The sequence below is a fragment of the Nocardia huaxiensis genome (genome assembly GCF_013744875.1).
In the GTDB taxonomy this organism is placed as follows: domain Bacteria; phylum Actinomycetota; class Actinomycetes; order Mycobacteriales; family Mycobacteriaceae; genus Nocardia; species Nocardia huaxiensis.
Genome location: NZ_CP059399.1, coordinates 2,556,444 through 2,572,756, shown reverse-complemented (window position 1 = coordinate 2,572,756; position 16,313 = coordinate 2,556,444). Strand labels below are relative to the sequence as shown.

Below are 16,313 nucleotides of genomic sequence, written 5' to 3'. Positions count from 1 at the left end.
CACGAATAGGCTGCGAACCAGCCCGGTCGGTTGACAGGCGAACTGAGTGGGTAAGAAGGTTTATATACATCTTTCTCATCAGGGAACGAGGTCGACGATGACCAGCCCGCTGCACGCCACGCCCCGGGAACCCGCGCTGCCGCCCATCGATATCCGGCAGTACCTCGACGGGAGCGCCGCCCTGTTCGGCGCGGCGGCGAATGTGATCATGCAACTCGCACAACCACCGGTCGGCTACGGCGTGGTCGAGAGCCCGGTGGAGAGCGGGCAGGTCTTCAAGCATCCGATCAAGCGGCTGCGCACCACCGTCACCTATCTGGCCGTCGCCATGCTGGGCACCGAGGAGGATCGGGAGGCGTACCGCACCGCCGTCGACTCCGTGCACAAGTTCGTGCGATCCCGTCCGGGCAGCCCGGTGCGCTACAACGCCTTCGACCCGCGCCTGCAACTCTGGGTGGCGGCCTGCCTGTATTGGGGCGCAAAGGATTTGCACGAGCGCATGCACGGACCCATGCCCGAGGCGGACGCCGACGCCTTCTATCACTACTCCGCGCGCCTGGGCACAACCTTGCAGGTGCGCCCGGAGATGTGGCCGGCCACGCGCGCGGACTTCGACCGCTACTGGGAGGAGAACCTCGCCAAGACCACCATCGATCCGACCGTGCAGGCGTACTTCGAGGATCTGATCGACCTGAAGATGCTGCCGCGCCCGTTCCAGCTGGGCTTCGGCCGCGTGCACCGGTTCTTCGTCATCGGCCTGCTCCCGCAACACATCCGGGACGAGATGGGGATGACGTGGACGCCGCGCCAGGACCGCGCACTGGCCCGCATTCTGCGCACGGCCGGTGCGGCCGAATCGCTGTTGCCCACGCCCGTGCGGACTTTCCCGGTCAACGCCTACCTGTGGGATATGCGCCTGCGCCGCCGACTGGGATTACGGCTGGTGTGATGCGTGCGGAAACCGCAGCGGCTCAGTGGATCCGGAAGCCCGGCACCACATGGTCGAGGGCGAATCGCCGCAGTGCGGCCTCGTCGTCGAGCGGGATGACGGTCTGCGGCGTGAGCGCCAGCGACAGCGCCGCGCGCGCGATCATCTCCGCCAGCGGCAGCGGATCGTATTGCGGCACTTTGCCTTCCGCCTGGAGCCGGCTGATGAATTCGGCGAGGTAGTCGCGCCCGAGTTCGATGACGGGCGCGCCCTGCACGGTCAGGTACGGCAGTACGATCTCGGGCTCGGTCTTGAGCAGCCGCTCCAGCAGCTGATCGCCGCGCAGACCCTCGATGAAGGCGACGAACAGGGCGACGATCTGATCCTCGGCGCTGGCGTCGCGGTCCGCGTAGGGCCGCAGAGCGGCATCGGCCTGATCGATGAACTGCCGGGCCTGCCGCAGCCCGACGGCCTGAATGAGATCGTTCTTCCCGGCGAAGCGCCGATACAGCGTCGCGAGCGAGAGCCCGCCGCGTCGCGCCACCTCGACCATGCTGGTGCGCTTGATGCCGAAGTCGAGGAACGCCATCAGGGCCGCGTCCAGAACCTTGGCCTGATTGCGGTCCTCGGGGGCGGATCCGCGCACGAGCGGCAGCAATTTGGCCAGGTTGGCCATGGTCCGAACCCCTTCTTGGCGTCGCCGATACGATGAGGCACTCATCATCGCACATTGACAGCGTGATCTTGCGATGAGAAAGTGAAGCGCGAACTTTCTCACACTCTCCTCACCGACGAGGAGCGGACACCAAGGAGTCGTGTCAACGATGACCGCCCCTCTGCGCAAGTCTGATGAGTATTACCGTCCGGCCCCCACGGCCGAGCCGTTCACCCCCGAAACCATTCGCGAACACATCGACGGCGTCTCCGCCTTCCTCGGCGGCGCGGCCAATGTCGTCATGCAGCTGTCCCTGACCCCCGTGGCCTACGGCGTGGTCGAGAGCGACAATCGCAATGGCTCGATCATGGTGCGCCCGGTCAAGCGGCTGCGCACCACCCTCACCTACCTGGCCGTCGCCATGATGGGCACGGAGGAGGATCGCAAGTCCTACGCCGAGGCCGTCAACGGCGCGCACCGCGGCGTGCGCACCAAGCAGTACAGCCCGGTGAAGTACAACGCCTTCGACCCGAACCTGCAACTGTGGGTGGCCGCCTGCATCTACTACGGCTTCGACGACATGATCCTGCGCATGCGCGGTCCCATGAAACCCGAAGTGGCCGAGGCCTTCTACCAGTACAGCGCGCGCCTGGGCACCACCCTGCAGATGCGCCCGGAGATGTGGCCGGCCACCCGCGAGGAGTTCTACGAGTACTTCGAGACCAACCTGGCCACCAAGACCATCGACCCGCGCGTGCGGGCCTACTTCAACCGCCTCATCGATCTGCGCATGATGCCGCGCCCGGTGCAGTTGGTGTTCGGGCGGTTCCACCGCTTCGTGGTCACCGCCCTACTGCCGCAACATCTTCGCGACGAGATGGGCATGACCTGGACCGCCCGCGACGAGCGCCGCTTCGCCCTGCTCATGCGCCCGCTGGCCGCCGTGTGGACGCGGCTGCCGGAACCGCTGCGGCTGTTCCCGTTCAACTTCTACCTCGCGGATATGCGCACGCGCCGCCGCCTGGGCCGCCCGCTGGTCTGACCCCCTGCACGGACCGGCGGACGCGACGGGCGGGCAGGAGAACCGGACTCCTGCCCGCCCGCAATACTTTTCGGCGCGGCGGCTCAGCTCCGCTCGGTGAGCGCGCGCAGGAAGAAGCCGACATTGGCGGGCCGTTCGGCCAGCCGCCGCATGAGGTAGCCGTACCACTGGCCACCGTAGGGCACGTACACCCGCAACGCCTGCCCCTCCCCGACCAGCCGCCGCTGTTCCGCGTCCCGGATGCCGTACAGCATCTGGAACTCGAAATCGCCCGGCCCACGGTATTTCTCGGCGGACTCACGCAGTCCGGCGTCGAGCATGGCCGGATCGTGGGTGGCCACCATCGGATAGCCGTCGCCGCGCATGATCACGTCGAGGCATTCCAGATAGGACGCGTCGACCTCGGCGCGCTTGCGATACGCGACGGTCTCCGGTTCCTGATACGCGCCCTTGCACAGCCGGATTCGCGTGCCCTCCGCCGACAGGTCCCGGCACCGCGCCACCGCGTCCCGCAGATAGGTCTGCACCGCCAGGCCCAGCCAGGGGAATTCGGACCGCATCTCCCGCACGGCCGCGACGGTCTCCTCGGTGGTGGTGTGGTCCTCGGCGTCCACGGTCACCCACACCTGCGATTCGGCGGCCTTGGCGCAGAGCTTGTGCAGGTTCTCGGCGGCGATGGCGGGGCCGTCCGCCCCCAGGAACTGGCCGAGCGCGGACAGTTTCAGCGACACCTCGACGCGTGGCACCGTGCTCGCACTGTCCGGGAGCGTGCGATCCAGGGCGGCGAGTTCGCCTATGAGAGCGAGGTATTCGGTCACCGCGGCATCGGCCATGCCGCGTTCGGTGGTGTACTCGCCCAGGAAGTCGACGCTCACCGTGCGGCCGCCGGCGAGCAGTTCCCGCACGACGGGCAGCAGCTCCGCGCGGGTCTCCCCGGCGACGAAGCGTTTCACCACGGCCGCGGTCGCGGGCACCTTGGTGATGGTGCGCTTCATGCGGTCCGATCCGGCTGCCGCGAGAATCACCGGACGGAGCGGATTGATCCGGATCATCGGGCCTCCATGTGCGGGTAGCGGTAATCGGTGGGGGCGACGAAGGTTTCCTTGATCGTGCGAGGTGCGGTCCAGCGCAGCAGGTTCAGATATGAGCCGGCCTTGTCGTCGGTGCCGGAGCCGCGAGCGCCGCCGAAAGGCTGCTGCCCGACCACCGCGCCGGTGGGCTTGTCGTTGACATAGAAGTTTCCGGCCGCGAATCGCAGTGTGGCCGAAGCCTGTTCGACGGCCTGCCGGTCGCGGGCGAAGATCGCGCCGGTGAGCGCGTAGGGCGAGGTCCGGTCCACCTGGGTGAGCACATCGGCGAAACCCGAAGGGGTGCTGTCGTCGTAGACGTACACCGACAGGATGGGCCCGAAGTACTCGGTGGCGAAGGACTCGTCGGTGGGGTCGTCGGCGAGCAGCACGGTCGGCCGGACGAAGTAGCCCTCGCTGTCGTCGTAGTGCCCGCCCACGGGGATTTCGATCCCTTTGGCCCGTGCGCGTTCGATGGCCGCCACATTCTTGTCGTAGGACCGTCGATCGATCAGCGCCCCACCGAAATTCGACAGGTCCGCCACATCGCCGTAGCCGAGCTCCCGCACCTGATCGGCGAAGTCATCGGCGATCAGGGTCCATACCGATTTCGCGATGTAGGCCCGCGAGGCCGCCGAGCACTTCTGCCCCTGATACTCGAACGCCCCGCGAATCAGCGCCGTGCGCAGGGCATCCGGGTCGGCGGAGCTGTGCGCGACGATGAAATCCTTGCCGCCCGTCTCCCCCACCAGCCGCGGATAACTGTGGTAGCGGTCGATATTCGCGCCCACCTCCCGCCACAGGTGCTGGAAGGTGCGGGTGGACCCGGTGAAGTGGATGCCCGCCAGCCGCCGATCGGCCAGCGCGATCTCCGAGAGCTGGATCCCGTCCCCGGTGACCATATTGATCACGCCCGGCGGCAGCCCGGCCGCTTCCAGCAACCGCATGGTGTAGTACGCCGAAAGCGTCTGCGTCGGTGAGGGTTTCCACACCACGGTATTGCCCATGAGCGCGGGCGCGGTGGGCAGGTTCCCGGCGATGGCGGTGAAGTTGAACGGCGTGATCGCGTATACGAACCCCTCCAGGGGCCGGTAGTCCATTCGATTCCACACGCCCGCACCGGATTCCGGCTGCTGCTCCAGGATCCCGCGCGCGAAGGCCACATTGAAGCGCCAGAAGTCGACCAGCTCGCAGGGTGCGTCGATCTCGGCCTGGGTGGCCGATTTCGACTGTCCGAGCATGGTTGCCGCCGCGATGGTTTCCCGCCAGGGCCCGGCGAGCAGGTCGGCGGCGCGGAGCAGCACCGCCGCCCGTTCTTCGAACGGTAGTGCGCGCCAGGCGGGTGCGGCGGCCGTCGCGGCGTCGACGGCCGCCTGCGCCTCGTCGTGGGTGGTTTGCGTGTAGGTCCCGAGCACGTGCCGATACCGGTGCGGCATAACGATTTCCAGCCGTTCTCCGCTGCCGGTCCGGTCGCGGCCGCCGATCACGAGCGGCACGTCGACGGATTCGGCGGAGAGGTGGGCGAGCTTGCCGGTGAGCAGCTCCCGTTCCCGGCTGCCCGGCGCGTAGGTGTGCACCGGTTCGTTGGCAGGTGTGGGGACAACCGAAACAGCGTCCATAACCCAGGCTATCGCGAACTTTGCCGCCCAGCGGGCAGGAACGCGCTACTTCCTTCCGGCGTACCCGCGTCGCTACCGTAAATCCGTAGCGATGATCTTCTCGATATTGCGTTCGGCGAGAGCGGTGATGGTGACGAACGGATTCACCGTGGTGCTGCCCGGAATCAGCGATCCGTCGATCACGTAGAGCCCCGGGTACGAGGTGAGCCGTCCGTAGTTGTCGGTGGACTGGTCGAGCACGCAACCGCCCAGCGGGTGGTAGGTGAAGTTGTCGCCCCAGGTCTTGTAGAGCCCGAACAGGTCGGTCCGGTAGATGGTCCCCTCCTTGCTGTTGATCTTGTCGAAGACCTTTTTGGCGGCGTCGATACTGGGCTGCGCCCAGGAGGTCTGCCAGTTCAGGTCCACGCCGCCGGTGCCGGAGTTGAAGGTGAAGGTGCCGCGGTTCGAGTTCTTGGTGATGGCCAGGTAGAGGCTGATGAACGTTTCGAGGCCCGCCGGAATCGGCGACACCTCGGCGAAGACCGGCGCGGACGAATCCGCCCAGTTGTCGATGCCCAGGCAGGGGATGCAGGATTGCAGGCTGCCGGTGTCGTCCCACACGTGGTTGGCGCGCGCGACCATCACATTGCCGTTGTTGCCCCACCCGGTGCCGACACTGTCGGGCAGGTTGGGCAGCTTGCCCTGCGCCTTCATGGACACCAGCAGCTTGCTGGTGCCCACGCTGCCGGCCGCGAAGAACACCCGCTGCGCCACAATGTTCTTGGTGGCCACCGTGTTTCCGCTGGTGTCGATCTGCTTCATCTCGACCTTGTAGCCGCCCTCGGTGGGCGCGACCGCGGTGACCTTGTGCATGGGCGTGATGCCGACCCTGCCGGTGCCCACGGCTTCGGCCAGATAGGTCTTGTCCACGGACTTCTTGCCGAAGTTGTTGCCGTAGATGACTTCCGAGGCCAGCGCCGAGCGGGTGACCTGATTGGCCTGCTCCTGCTTCATGTAGCCGAAGTCGTACACATTGGGCACGAAGGTCCACGCGAATCCGGAGCGCTCGGCCTGCTTGCGCCCGACCCGCGCGTACTTGTAGCACTCGGCGCTGTCGAACCAACTCTGGTCGAGATTGTTGACGCCGAGCGCGGCATTGGCGCGCGGGTAGTAGGTCGAGTACATCTCGCCCGCGTCGACGGTGGGCAGGATGGTGGAGAAGTACTGCTGCTTGGGCGTGACGGCCATGCCGCCGTTCACCAGCGAACCGCCGCCGACGCCGCGCCCCTGGTACACCTTGATCCCGCTGAACTGCTCGGAATCCAGTACGCCCGTGTACTTCTGGATGTCCTTGTTGTAGTCGCCGCCGGCGAAGTTGCTGATCGGCTGGTCGGTGCGATTGCGCAGCCAGAAGGAGCGCCCGTCCGGTTTCAGCATGCCGCAGAAGATCTTTCCGTCGGAGCCGGGCGTGGACCAGGACATGCCCATCTCGACGACGGCCACGTCGATGCCGGCCTGGGCCAGTCGCAGGGCGGCCACCGCGCCGCCGTAGCCGCTGCCGATGACCAGGGCGGGCACCTTGTCACCGTCGGATAGCTGTTTGGTGGGTAGCGCCTGTGCGGGCGCTCGCCGCGCCAGGGCCACGCCGCCCAGGGCGAGGCCGGTGGTGGCAAGGAATGCACGGCGAGTCATACGCATTGAAAGGCTCCTCATCGAACTTCTCGAATTAGAACCTGTTATAGGTTGTCTGAAGCGCGTACGTGTCACTTTTGCGCAGAAACGAAAAAAGTCCGGTTGCATCGGCAACCGGACTTCGATCGATCAAGAGAGGCGACCCTGACGGGACTCGAACCCGCGACCTCCGCCGTGACAGGGCGGCGCGCTAACCAACTGCGCCACAGGGCCTTGCTAGAAGCTCGGCCGCCGGGCCTCGCAACGTCGAAGACAGTAGCACGCGCCCGGCAGCGGAAGGAAATCAGCTGGTCAGACGCTCAGCTGCGACCGCGATGCGTTCGTCGGTGGCGGTAAGCGCAATGCGCACATGCTGATTGCCGCGCGGGCCGTAGAACTCGCCCGGGGCCGCCAGGATGCCGCGCTCGGCCAGCCAGTCCAGGGTGGTGCGGCAGGGCTCGCCGCGCGTGGACCACAGGTACAGTCCGGCCTCGGAGTCGTCGATGCGGAAACCGGCCTGGAGCAACGCGTTTCGCAGCACCTCGCGGCGCGCACGGTAGCGCTCGCGCTGCTGCGACTCGTGGGTGTCGTCGCCGAGGGCCGCGGTCATGGCGGCCTGGATCGGGAACGGCAGCATCATGCCGGAATGCTTTCGCACCTCCAGCAATTCGGCCACCAGCTCCGGGTCGCCGGTGACGAACCCGGCGCGGTAGCTCGCCAGATTCGACGTCTTGGACAGCGAGTGGATGGCCAGCAGCCCGGTGTGATCACCGTCGCTCACCTCGGGATCGAGGATGGAGACCGCGCGGCCCTCCCAGGTCAGGCCCAGGTAGCACTCGTCGGACGCCACGATCGCCCCGCGCTCGCGCGCGAATTCGACCACCTTGCGCAGATGTTCGACGCCGAGCACCTTGCCGGTCGGATTCGACGGCGAGTTCAGGTAGATGAGCGCGGGCTTCTCCGGCCCGAGCTGGGTGAGCCCGTCCGCGCGAATGATGCGCGAGCCGGACAGCAGCGCGCCCACCTCATAGGTCGGGTACGCGACCTCCGGAATCACCACCAGATCTTCGGCACCGAGTCCGAGCAGCCGCGGCAGTCCCGCGATCAGCTCCTTGGTGCCGATGACCGGCAGCACCGCAGCCGGGTCCACACCGGTGATCCCGAACCGCCGCTTCATCGCGTCGACCGCGGCCTGCCGCAGTTCGGGGGTGCCGTGCGTGGTCGGGTATCCCGGCACCTCCGCCACCGATGACAGCGCGGCCCGGATCAGCGGATCGACCGGATCGACAGGGGTGCCGACGGACAGATCCACGATGCCGCCCGGATGGGCGGCGGCCTTCGCCTTCACGGAAGCGATGGTGTCCCAGGGGAAATCGGGCAGCAGCGAGCTCACCCGGCCACGCGTGTTCAAATCGACTGCCTACTCGCCGGCCATGGGCGGGAGGGCGGCGATGAACGGCGGGTCGTAATCGACCTTGCCGACCTTGGTGGCGCCGCCGGGCGAGCCGAGATCATCGAAGAACTCGACATTGGCGTTGACGTAACCGCTCCACTGATCCGGGGTGTCGTCTTCGTAGAAGATGGCCTCCACCGGGCAGACGGGTTCACATGCACCACAGTCCACGCACTCGTCCGGTTGGATGTACAGCATGCGACCGCCCTCGTAGATGCAGTCCACGGGGCATTCTTCGATGCACGCCTTGTCCTTCACGTCAACGCACGGTTCAGCGATGATGTACGGCACTGCCGCTCTCCTAGTCTGTCCTCACATGCGGGATGCTCCGCCCCGCGAAACCCTATCCCGCGCCCCAACATTACTACTGGTCAGGCTTACCTTAATTCGCACCGCGTGCCGCCAGGGATGGTTCACACCCCGCAAAGCCCCTCATCGGCCGCCCAATCCCGCCTCACGTGCCCGGATAATGGCCTCCGCGCGATCGTGAACCTGGAGCTTCCCGAAGATCGACACGTCCCGGCACCGGAGAGCAGGTCCGCGACATGCGCACCTTTGAGTAAGGTACCCATCCGCCTCCGCACGGATCGCCACGAGCAGACTGTCCCGATCCTCGGACACTGTCATGACCAGAATGCGTAAACCGGGGTGGGCAAGCCGCAGCGTGCGGGTGGCCTCGATCCCCCGGGTGGCTCGGCGTACCGACCACCACTATTGCCGGGCCCATAGCCCAGGCGCATGAGTCAGCCGACCCGCACTCGCCCGCATACCGGGTCGGGTTTTCCCCTGGAACAGCACTGTGGCACCCGATGGTTCGGGCGCCACAGTGCCGGGCAATGGTGTGGACGGCTAGCCGAGGGCCAGCGGGACCGAGTGTGAACTGTGTTGCGGCACACCGTAGGTGGTGGTGCGCTGGCGGACGGGGCGGCCGATGCCGGTGGCGATCTCGGTGAGTTCGGCGACGGTTTTGGCCGAGCCGTGTTCGGAACCGGCCATGCGGGAGATGGTTTCCTCCATCAAGGTGCCGCCGAGATCGTTGGCGCCGCCATTGAGCATGAGCTGGGTGCCCTTGATACCGAGTTTCACCCAGCTGGTCTGGATATTGTGGATGCGGCCGTGCAGCATGATGCGGGCCAGCGCGTGCGCGGCGCGGTTGTCGCGGACGGTGGGGCCGGGGCGGGAGGCTCCCGCCAGGTACAGCGGGGCGGACTGGTGCACGAAGGGCAGCAGCACGAATTCGGTGAAACCGCCTGTCTCGTCCTGGATTCCGCGTAGCACGCGCAGGTGGCCGACCCAGTGCTTGGGGTTGTCGACGTGGCCGTACATCATGGTCGAGCTGGAGCGGATGCCGAGCTTGTGCGCGGTGGTGATGACGTCGACCCAGGCCGAGGTGGGCAGCTTGCCCTTGGTGAGGACCCAGCGGACTTCGTCGTCGAGGATTTCGGCGGCGGTGCCCGGAATGGTGTCGAGCCCGGCCTCTTTCAGCGCGCTCAGCCAGTCGTGGATGGACTGCCCGCCACGCGAAGCGCCGTTGACGACCTCCATGGGACTGAAGGCGTGCACGTGCATGGACGGGACGCGCTGCTTGATGGCGCGCACCAGGTCCGCGTAGCCGGTGACCGGCAGTTCCGGGTCGATGCCGCCCTGCATGCAGATCTCGGTCGCACCTTCGACATGCGCCTCCCAGGCGCGGTCGGCGACCTCGTCGGTGCTGAGGGTGAAGGCGTCGGCGTCGCCCTTGCGCTGGGCGAAGGCGCAGAAGCGGCAACCGGTGTAGCAGATATTGGTGAAGTTGATGTTCCGGTTGACGATGTAGGTGACATCGTCGCCATTGGTGTCGCGGCGCAGCTGATCCGCCAGGGCCGCAATGGCTTCCAGCGCGGGGCCGTCGGCGGTGGCCAGCGCCAGGTACTGGTCGTCGGTGAGCCCGGCGGGGTCCTTCTCGGCGGCGCGCAGGGCCGAGAGCACATCGGAGTCGAAGCGTTCGGGGGCCGCGGCGGCGAGTTCGTTCACCTGCTCGCGAATGGTCTCCCAGTCGCCGAACGCGCCGAGACCGTCACTGGCGAGGGCGGAGTCGCTGCGGGATTCGGTATTGCGGCCTTCGCTGTCGATGGCGGTGTTCAGGTCGATGCGGCCGACGGATTCCCAGTCGTGGTCGGGTTCCTGCCAGGGCAGTCCGGTCGGATTCACTTCGCGCGCAAGGCCGGTCACCGGATCGGCGAGGGCGGCCACGTGCCGGGAGACGCGCGGGTCGATCCACGGGTGTCCGGCGAGCACGTATTTCGGGTGGGCCGTGAGCCTTTCGGTGAGCACATATCCGGCGTCGGCCGTAACCTGCGCCAGCACTTCGAGATTCGGCCACGGGCGTTCGGGGTTGACGTGGTCGGGGGTGAGCGGTGACACCCCGCCCCAGTCGTCGATGCCGGCGTCGATGAGGGCCCGGCATTCGTCCAGCGACACCAGATTCGGCGGGGCCTGGATGCGCATCTTCGGGCCGAGCAGCAGCCGGGCCACGGCGATGGTGGCGCGGAACTCCTCGAGGTCGGCATCGGGGGTGTTGCGCATGGCGGTGTCGTGCTTGGCCAGGAAGTTCTGCACGATCACCTCCTGCACGTGCCCGAAAGCCTTGTGCGCCTTGCGGATCGCGAGAATGGATTCGGCGCGCTCGGTGAGGTCCTCGCCGATGCCGACCAGGATGCCGGTGGTGAACGGCACCGACAGGCGTCCGGCATCGGTGAGCGCCCGCAGGCGCACCGCGGGATCCTTGTCCGGGCTGCCGTAGTGCGCCTGCCCGGGTTCGGTGAACAGCCGGGTGGAGGTGGTCTCCAGCATCATGCCCATGGACGGGGCGACCGGCTTGAGGCGGGACAGTTCCTCCCAGCTCATCACACCCGGATTCAGGTGCGGCAGCAGGCCGGTCTCCTCGAGCACGCGGATGGACATGGCGCGCACATAGTCGAGGGTGGAGTCGTAGCCGCGTTCGTCGAGCCACTGCCGGGCCTCGGGCCAGCGCTCCTCGGGGCGGTCACCGAGCGTGAAAAGGGCTTCCTTGCAACCCAGTTCGGCGCCCTTGCGGGCGATCTCGAGCACCTCGTCGGGTTCCAGGTACATGCCCCTGCCCTGGGCGCGCAGCTTTCCGGGCACGGTGACGAACGTGCAGTAGTGGCACTTGTCGCGGCACAGATGCGTCAGCGGAATGAACACCTTGCGCGAGTACGTGATCGGAAGGGCCTCCCCCGCGTACCCCGCCTCACGGAGTCCGGCATCGCGCACGCGCGCGGCCGAGGCGGTGAGGTCGGCGAGATCCGCACCCCGGGCATGCAGCAGCACGACCGCCTCGTCGAGATTGAGCGTCGCGCCGTCCCGCGCCCGGCGCAGCGCCCGGCGCATCCCCGAGGGGGAGGGCGGCACGGCAGCTTTCGGGGGAAGGCTCGGGTTCGGTAGATCCGTCACGTCCTCGATCATGCGCCATCCATCCGACTGTTGCTCCCTCCGCCTCCCCGGAACTTCTGCGCCCGGCTGAGTGCCGTTATCCGTCATGCATGCGTGCAACCGGCTGGGAGCCGATCCGATTCCTCCGTACCCGACGAGTTACCCGGATCGCGCGAAATCAGCTGTCACCTTCGCATTACTCCGTCATGCGTCTCCTCCTGGGACTGACCCTTGTCACCCGCGACCTGCGCCTCTAGGGTGTCCGCCACGATTACTCGCATCGGTTGATACGAATATTCGTATTTACGCTCATAGCTGCACCTCCGGGCCCGCGCCCGGAAACGACGAAACGGGGCTATCCGTGTTCGACAGATTGGGCCGCGCCACCGCTGTGGCTGCCGCGACCGCCGCCGCTTTGCTCACCCTGACCGCCGCACCGGCCTCGGCCGACTTCGATTCGCTGCCGCCCGCCAATCCGCATCTGGGGCCGCTGGGGACCGCGACCATGCACGGTGACGCCGAATCCTCCGACGCCACGCCGCTTCCCGGACCCGGCACGGGGGACATTCGCGCCGACTTCCACGAGCTGGCCGCGGCGTGCCCGACGATTCTGCAAGGCGCGGACGGGCTTCCGCAGGCGCTGTGCACGAAGATCAGCAATCGGGCGCCGGAGGTGCTGCTGCTCGATCCGAACACCGGCAATACCCTCGCGTCGCTGGAGTTGACCAAGGGCAGTCTGCTCGGCGGCGTGTACGCCTACCTCGACAATCAGGACCGGATGGTCACCGTGGACGGCAGCGGGAAACTGCTGCGGGTGGCGCATCAGCGCAGCGGGAATTCGTGGCGGGTGGTCATCGAATCCGAAACCGATGTGTCGCAGGCGGTTACCGGACACTGCGGGGGCAACGGGTGCGACGCGGTCAGTTCGGTGATGCCCGACTTCGACGGGCGGGTGTGGTTCGCCACCGACAATGCGGCCGCCGGGTTCGTGGGATTGGACGGGGTGGCGCGGTCGATCGTGCTCGGGCCCGGGGAATCGGTGGCCAACAGCATTTCGAGCGCGCCGGAAGGCGTGTCCATCGCGACCACGCACGCGCTGTATCTGGTGAACGCGGACGCGGCCGGGAATCCGCGCGTCGTGTGGCGGCAGCCCTACGATCGCGGGCCGGCGCGCAAGCCGGGGCAGCTCAGCTGGGGCACCGGGGCCACGCCGACCTTCTTCGGACCGGGTAGCGGGACCGAATACGTCGCGATCACCGACAATGCGGCGAGCAAGGAGAACCTGCTGGTCTTCGAGACCGCGACCGGGCGGCAGATCTGCTCGACGCCCGCCGTCGACGGAACCGAGAATTCGCCCATCGGCGTGGGATCGTCGCTGTTCGTGGCCAGCACCTACGGGTATCCGTATCCGCAGCTGCCCGCCAATGCCGGGCCGAGCCAGCCCGCCGGCGCGAACTTCACCGGCGGCATGACGCGGGTCGATGTGAGTGCCACCGGATGCCGCGTGGTGTGGACGAATGATGTTCCCTCCGCGGCGGTTCCGCGCCTGTCGGTGGCCGACGGGAAGATCTACACCGTGACGCGGCGGTCGGTGCTGGGCACCGGCAGCGCGGGGCTGCCCACCGGGAATCCGACCGATAGCTATCGCCTCGCCGTCATCGACGCCGCCACCGGGAAACTGGACTCGGAGCGACTCATGGGCGCCACGCCCGTGCACGACACCCTGCAGATGGTCGGCACCATCGCACCTGGACGGGTGCAGTATCAGGGCACCATGACCGGGCTGTTCCGCATTACCGCGCGCTGAGGCAGATGATCTCCGGCCCTCCCGGCCGGAATCGTGCAAGCATGGCAGCATGTCCCAGCCCACCGCCCCCGGCGGCATCATGGCCGACCCCGCCCGGCGGCCCAGCCCACGCGCCAAACTGCTGTGGGCGCTGAGCTCGGCGCTGTCCTGGGCCTTCCCGGTCGCCGGCGTGGCGGTGTGGATGGTGCTCGACTCGCAGCGGCGCACGCTGCAGGGCATCGTGCTCGGGATCGCGCTGGCGGCAGCGGCTTTCAGCATTGTGGTGATTCCGCTGTGGCGGTACGCGGTGCATCGGTGGGAGATCACCGATGAGGCCGTGTACACGCGCACCGGGTGGCTCACCCAGGAGAGCCGGGTCGCGCCGATCACCCGGGTGCAGACGGTGGACACCTACCGCGGGCCGCTGGAGCGGCTGCTCGGACTTGCGACGGTCACCGTGACCACGGCCTCCTCGGCGGGGGCGGTGCACATCAGCGCCCTCGATCTCGAGGATGCGCGGAATACCGTGACGCACCTGACCGAGATCGCGGCCCGGCATCGCGGGGACGCCACATGAGCCAGCCGCAGGCGCCGGATCCGGCTGTGCCCGAGACTGTTCCGGGCCGCCGCGACGACATCGCCGACGGATGGCAGCGGCTGGATCGGCGAATGCTGCTGGTGCATCCGGTCACCGAGCTCATCCGGTTCATTCCGGTGCTGCTGTTCTCGTTCATCGCCGGGGCGCGCAGCGACAATCACATGTGGAGTCTCGCGGTGGTGGGCGTGATCGTGCTGCTGGCGCTCACCCGCTGGTTCACCACCACGTATCGGATCACACCGGACAATGTGGAACTGCGCACGGGATTGATTCAGCGCAAGAAGCTTTCGGTGCCGCGCACCCGGGTGCGGTCGGTGGATGTGGAAGCCGATCTGCTGCATCGGGCGCTGGGGTTGGCGGTGCTGTCCATCGGCACCGGGCAGCAGGCCGAACGCGGGGATCAGTTCAAACTCGATTCCCTGGATGCCCGGCTGGTGCCGGAGCTGCGGCTCGCCCTGCTCGCGCACACCGCCGACAATGGTGCGGGACAGCAGGTTCCGGCGCAGCCCGCGCCCACCAGCAAGTCCGAGACACTGCCCGGCGCTCCCTCCGCGGATGCGGCGGCGGCCCCGCCATTGAGTTCCGGCACGCTCGAAACCGTCGCACGCACACACGAACCCGTGGAGATCGCGCACTGGCGGCCGGAATGGGTGCGCTACGCCCCGCTGTCGCTGACGGGGTTCGCCATCATCGCCCCGATTGTCGGTCTGGCCTTCCAGTACGGCGTGGCCGATCTGATCTTCGACTCCAGCGCGGTGCAGGGCGTCAGCCATCGGGGCGCGATATTCATCGCCGCGACCGTCGTGGTGCTGATCATCGCGCTCATCGTGATCGTCAGCCTGGCCGCCTGCGCACGCTATCTCACCACGTATTTCGGGCTTCAGGTGCTCGACGACGGCAAGACCCTGCACATCCGGCACGGTCTGTTCACCACCCGCCAGACCACGCTCGACCTGGCCCGGTTGCGCGGCGCGACCGTCAACGAACCGCTGCTGCTGCGGCTGGCCGGGGCGGCCGAACTCGAAGCGATCATGACCGGCACCGACCCCCGGCAGAAACTGCTGCCGCAGGCGCCGCGCGCCGCCGTCGACCGCACCCTCGCACAGCTGGTGGATACGGCCTCCGAACTGATTGCCGCCCAACTGACTTCACACGGTCCCACCGCGCTGCGTCGCCGGTTCACCCGAACACTCGGCCCGGTGGCGGGAATCGCCGCCGCACTGCTCGTCTTTTCCCTTGCCGGAGTGCATGTTCCGCTCTGGATCTGGATCCTCGCGATAGCCGCCGTCCCGGTCGCCCTCGCGCTGGCCTGGGACCGCTACCGGGGCCTGGGCCACGCCGTCCTCCCCGCCACCGGCGACAACCCCACCTGGCTGATCACCCGCAACGGCTCCCTCGACCGCGACCGCGACCACCTGGAATCCCCCGGCATCATCGGCTGGACCGTCCGCCAGTCCTTCTTCCAGCGCCGCGGCGGCGTGGCGACGATCATCGCCGCCTCCGCAGCAGGCAAGAAGCGCTACCACATCATCGACATACCGATCGACCAGGCGTGGCAGCTCATCGAATCCGTCACACCGGGCCAACTCGGCAGTCGCTGAAGCTATCCCGCCGAACGCCGGCACCCACCGGCCATCGACGGTGGAAACGGCGCACCCTTGGGGAATTCGCCTAATTCTCAGGCAGATTCAAGCTGGATCCCATGAGCCGTTCGCCGGTCTGATTGGAGCTGGCTTCCAACTCGTTCGCGGAGGTCCTGAGATACTCTGCGAGCTCCGCCATTTGGCGTTTGATGTCTTCGCGACGGCCTACCAGATATGTGTCGAATGCCCCCAGAGCCGCCGACGCGTCCTCGACCCACGCAGTCTTCACGTCTTCGCGAATGGCACGGTCGGACTCACCGATCTTGAGATTGACGTCCTCGTACATCTCGTCGACAGCGATCGCCCAATCGCGCAGGTCCGCAGGCCTGACCGAAAGAGTCCTGAGATCCTCGTCCCCCATGGTTCACCATTTCTCTTGTCATGCAATACGATTCACGATACACACGATCCGGGCGTGGCGCGGGTCGAGGGATCGGGGG

At 67.3% G+C, this 16,313-nt stretch carries 13 protein-coding genes and 1 tRNA gene; 5 read left to right on the top strand and 9 right to left on the bottom strand.

The window, feature by feature from the left end; translation table 11 throughout:
- Nucleotides 1–97 precede the first annotated feature (97 nt).
- On the top strand, nucleotides 98–949 hold the full coding sequence (locus H0264_RS11480; RefSeq protein WP_181583948.1) for an oxygenase MpaB family protein: 852 nt from the start codon (nucleotides 98–100) through the stop codon (nucleotides 947–949).
- A gap of 22 nt (nucleotides 950–971) precedes the next feature.
- On the opposite strand, the gene H0264_RS11475 is transcribed toward H0264_RS11480, so the two are convergent.
- The gene (locus tag H0264_RS11475) at nucleotides 972–1,604 is read right to left on the bottom strand and encodes a TetR/AcrR family transcriptional regulator (protein WP_181583947.1); all 633 of its coding nucleotides are present in this window, start codon (nucleotides 1,602–1,604) and stop codon (nucleotides 972–974) included.
- A 148-nt stretch (nucleotides 1,605–1,752) separates the two neighbouring features.
- Between H0264_RS11475 and H0264_RS11470 the strand changes: the two genes are divergently transcribed.
- Nucleotides 1,753–2,625, top strand: a complete 873-nt coding sequence (locus H0264_RS11470) for an oxygenase MpaB family protein (RefSeq protein WP_181583946.1) — start codon at nucleotides 1,753–1,755, stop codon at nucleotides 2,623–2,625.
- Between the two features lie 83 nt (nucleotides 2,626–2,708).
- Here the strand turns inward: H0264_RS11470 and H0264_RS11465 are convergent, their stop codons facing one another.
- From H0264_RS11465 to H0264_RS11435, 7 genes are all read right to left on the bottom strand, one after another.
- Entirely contained in the window at nucleotides 2,709–3,677 is a 969-nt protein-coding gene (locus H0264_RS11465) for a proline dehydrogenase family protein (RefSeq protein WP_181583945.1), read from the bottom strand.
- Nucleotides 3,674–5,311, bottom strand: coding sequence for an L-glutamate gamma-semialdehyde dehydrogenase (gene pruA / locus H0264_RS11460; RefSeq protein WP_181583944.1), 1,638 nt, complete (start codon nucleotides 5,309–5,311; stop codon nucleotides 3,674–3,676). The genes H0264_RS11465 and pruA overlap by 4 nt, the downstream gene beginning before the upstream one ends.
- 72 nt (nucleotides 5,312–5,383) lie before the next feature.
- A complete protein-coding gene (locus H0264_RS11455; RefSeq protein WP_231083128.1) occupies nucleotides 5,384–6,988 on the bottom strand; it encodes a GMC oxidoreductase in 1,605 nt (534 codons plus the stop codon).
- A gap of 133 nt (nucleotides 6,989–7,121) precedes the next feature.
- A tRNA-Asp gene (locus H0264_RS11450) sits at nucleotides 7,122–7,195 on the bottom strand.
- Nucleotides 7,196–7,265: 70 nt separating this feature from the next.
- On the bottom strand, nucleotides 7,266–8,372 hold the full coding sequence (gene dapC, locus H0264_RS11445) for a succinyldiaminopimelate transaminase (RefSeq protein ID WP_231083129.1): 1,107 nt from the start codon (nucleotides 8,370–8,372) through the stop codon (nucleotides 7,266–7,268).
- A 9-nt stretch (nucleotides 8,373–8,381) separates the two neighbouring features.
- The gene (fdxA, locus tag H0264_RS11440) at nucleotides 8,382–8,705 is read right to left on the bottom strand and encodes a ferredoxin (protein WP_181583942.1); all 324 of its coding nucleotides are present in this window, start codon (nucleotides 8,703–8,705) and stop codon (nucleotides 8,382–8,384) included.
- Between the two features lie 558 nt (nucleotides 8,706–9,263).
- Nucleotides 9,264–11,879, bottom strand: coding sequence for a bifunctional FO biosynthesis protein CofGH (locus H0264_RS11435; RefSeq protein WP_181583941.1), 2,616 nt, complete (start codon nucleotides 11,877–11,879; stop codon nucleotides 9,264–9,266).
- A gap of 328 nt (nucleotides 11,880–12,207) precedes the next feature.
- On the opposite strand from H0264_RS11435, the gene H0264_RS11430 reads away from it, so the two are divergent.
- The 3 genes from H0264_RS11430 to H0264_RS11420 are packed head-to-tail and all read left to right on the top strand — an operon-like array spanning nucleotide 12,208 to nucleotide 15,831.
- Complete coding sequence (locus H0264_RS11430) at nucleotides 12,208–13,653, top strand: hypothetical protein (protein ID WP_231083130.1); 1,446 nt, start codon at nucleotides 12,208–12,210, stop codon at nucleotides 13,651–13,653.
- Between the two features lie 49 nt (nucleotides 13,654–13,702).
- Nucleotides 13,703–14,209, top strand: coding sequence for a PH domain-containing protein (locus tag H0264_RS11425; RefSeq protein WP_181583940.1), 507 nt, complete (start codon nucleotides 13,703–13,705; stop codon nucleotides 14,207–14,209).
- A complete protein-coding gene (locus H0264_RS11420) occupies nucleotides 14,206–15,831 on the top strand; it encodes a PH domain-containing protein (RefSeq protein ID WP_181583939.1) in 1,626 nt (541 codons plus the stop codon). Before H0264_RS11425 ends, H0264_RS11420 begins: the two co-directional genes overlap by 4 nt.
- Nucleotides 15,832–15,901: 70 nt before the next feature.
- On the opposite strand, the gene H0264_RS11415 is transcribed toward H0264_RS11420, so the two are convergent.
- On the bottom strand, nucleotides 15,902–16,234 hold the full coding sequence (locus H0264_RS11415) for a hypothetical protein (RefSeq protein ID WP_181583938.1): 333 nt from the start codon (nucleotides 16,232–16,234) through the stop codon (nucleotides 15,902–15,904).
- Between the last annotated feature and the right edge of the window lie 79 nt (nucleotides 16,235–16,313).

Coding starts and splice junctions, on each gene's coding strand:
- H0264_RS11465 (WP_181583945.1), bottom strand. CDS start 3,677: ATGATCCGGATCAATCCGCTCCGTCCGGTGATTCTCGCGGCAGCCGGA.
- H0264_RS11475 (WP_181583947.1), bottom strand. CDS start 1,604: ATGGCCAACCTGGCCAAATTGCTGCCGCTCGTGCGCGGATCCGCCCCC.
- H0264_RS11480 (WP_181583948.1), top strand. CDS start 98: ATGACCAGCCCGCTGCACGCCACGCCCCGGGAACCCGCGCTGCCGCCC.
- H0264_RS11420 (WP_181583939.1), top strand. CDS start 14,206: ATGAGCCAGCCGCAGGCGCCGGATCCGGCTGTGCCCGAGACTGTTCCG.
- H0264_RS11435 (WP_181583941.1), bottom strand. CDS start 11,879: ATGATCGAGGACGTGACGGATCTACCGAACCCGAGCCTTCCCCCGAAA.
- H0264_RS11470 (WP_181583946.1), top strand. CDS start 1,753: ATGACCGCCCCTCTGCGCAAGTCTGATGAGTATTACCGTCCGGCCCCC.
- H0264_RS11425 (WP_181583940.1), top strand. CDS start 13,703: ATGTCCCAGCCCACCGCCCCCGGCGGCATCATGGCCGACCCCGCCCGG.
- pruA (WP_181583944.1), bottom strand. CDS start 5,311: ATGGACGCTGTTTCGGTTGTCCCCACACCTGCCAACGAACCGGTGCAC.
- H0264_RS11455 (WP_231083128.1), bottom strand. CDS start 6,988: ATGCGTATGACTCGCCGTGCATTCCTTGCCACCACCGGCCTCGCCCTG.
- H0264_RS11415 (WP_181583938.1), bottom strand. CDS start 16,234: ATGGGGGACGAGGATCTCAGGACTCTTTCGGTCAGGCCTGCGGACCTG.